The following is a 2229-nucleotide window of genomic DNA, read 5'->3' as shown; positions in this document are numbered from 1 at the left end:
TTATTATCCTGTTAATGGTGTTTTTTATAAAGAAACATTAAGCGACAATAATCCTTTTGCAAAAAGAAAATATAAGCACCAGGATTTTCTTTTCGATGTTAAAATTCCAAAAGATAGTACAGCTACTTTTTATCTGAAGGTTGAAAGCAGCCAGCAAATGGTTTTACCATTAGTAATAGGTACGCCGCAAAAAATAGCCGAATCAAAACTTAGTCACGATCTGTTATGGGGGGGGCTTACAGGCGTGTTACTGGTTATGATGGTTTATAATTGTTTTGTATTTATATCAACCAGGGATATCAGTTATTTATACTATGTTTCCTATAYATTATTAATCGGGCTTACTCAAACCTCATTATCGGGTTATACATACCGGTTTATTTTTCCCAATTCTCCGGGTATGTTTAACATGGGTATAATTATTTTCCCCGCAATGGCCGGCATATCTCTGTTATTATTTGCCGAATCGTTTTTAGGCATAAAAAAAAGAATGCCTGTGATGAGTGGGGTACTTAAATTTATAATCTTATTATATTCTATAATAATTATTGTAAGGCTTCTCGGTTATGCACATATCAGCTATCGGATGATTGACATTAGTGCCTTATGCTTAACGGTTAGCGTGTATATTGTTATCATTAAGCTTTCATTAAATGGATATAGGCCTGCAAGGTTTTTCCTGTTAGCCTGGACATTGTTTTTAACAGGGATCATCTTATTTGTATTGCGTAATTTAGGTATATTACCCTATAATAATTTGACAAATTATACAATGCAGGCAGGTACCGCTTTTGAAGTTACATTACTTTCTTTGGCCCTTGCAGACAAGATAAATATTTTCAAAGCCGAGAAAGAAAAATCACAGGAAGAAACATTAAAAGCATTAAAGGAAAATGAACGGATTGTTAAAGAGCAAAACGTACTGTTGGAAACAAAGGTAAAAGAGCGTACCGTAGCGTTAAGTGTATCAAATCAGGAACTGAACAAAACCCTTGAAGATTTAAAGCAGGCGCAATCGCAATTAGTGGAATCAGAAAAAATGGCTTCATTAGGTCAGCTGACTGCAGGTATAGCCCATGAAATTAATAATCCCATAAACTTTGTTTCCTCAAATATCAGGCCTTTAAAACGAAATATTGATTTAGTGTTTGAGGCCATGGCCGTTATTGAAAATGTTGGCGTATCTAATTTGTCAGTAGCTGATAAAGAAAAACAGATCAGGGAGTATAAGGAAGAGCTGGATTTTGATTATCTCACCATTGAAATTAACCATTTGATAAAAGGGATTAATGAGGGGGCCAGCAGAACAGCCGAAATTGTTAAGGGATTAAAAATTTTTTCGCGCCTGGATGAAGACGGATTGAAAAAAGCAGATATTAACGAGGGGCTGGAAGCAACCATGGTTATTGCAAATAATCTGCTAAAAAAAATAACGGTAACTAAGATTTATGGTGATTTACCGCTTGTAGAATGTTATCCAGGCAAGTTGAACCAGGTGTTTTTAAATATTATTTCAAATGCCATTTATGCAGTGCAGAAGCGTTTTGGCGAAAACGATGGTGGTGTAATAGTTATTACAACAACTTGTGATGAGGGCGATGTAATAATAAAGATAAAAGATAATGGAATCGGTATGGAACCTGAAGCACAAAAAAAGATATTTGAACCTTTTTTTACAACAAAAGATGTTGGAGAAGGAATGGGCTTAGGCATGTCTATTTCCTATAATACGGTAAAAAAACACAACGGGAAAATATTTGCGAACAGTTTGCCGGGAGAAGGGACAGAATTAGTTTTACAGATACCAATAATATTTAATTCTAAGTCAACATAAAGCTAAATTAATGGGTATAAAGGTTTAGCGATGTTTATTATAAAGTAGTTTAAGTAATAGGAGCTTTACAATTATGGGTATCAAATACTTAGCATAATGTCAGAAAAAATAAAAATACTATATATAGACGATGAGCAGGAAAATCTTGTAGGTTTTAAAGCATCGTTGAGGATTGAATATCAGATTTTTACAGCTGTAAATATACCACAAGCTTTAAATTATCTTAGTAATCATCCGGATATCAGAGTCGTTTTTTGCGACCAGCGAATGCCGGGGCAAAGCGGCGTTGAATTTTTTGAGGAAATACGAACAAGTTATCCATTACCTGTTCGTGTTTTATTAACTGCTTATACTGATATTGAATCAATAATTGATGCAATAAACAAGGGTAATAT

The 2229-nt window shown here is 34.2% G+C and carries 2 protein-coding genes; both read left to right on the top strand.

The window, feature by feature from the left end:
- On the top strand, window positions 1–1834 hold a 1834-nt coding region (locus AC1DPZ_RS25800), incomplete at its 5' end, for a sensor histidine kinase (RefSeq protein WP_477408884.1).
- Between the two features lie 96 nt (window positions 1835–1930).
- Window positions 1931–2229, top strand: a 299-nt coding sequence (locus AC1DPZ_RS25795) for a response regulator (protein WP_477408882.1), incomplete at its 3' end; no start/stop codon positions are given.

The organism is Mucilaginibacter sp. P4_G9 (genome assembly GCF_056400985.1).
The sequence above is the reverse complement of the archived record's forward strand: the minus strand, read 5'-3'. Positions and strand labels throughout refer to the sequence as shown.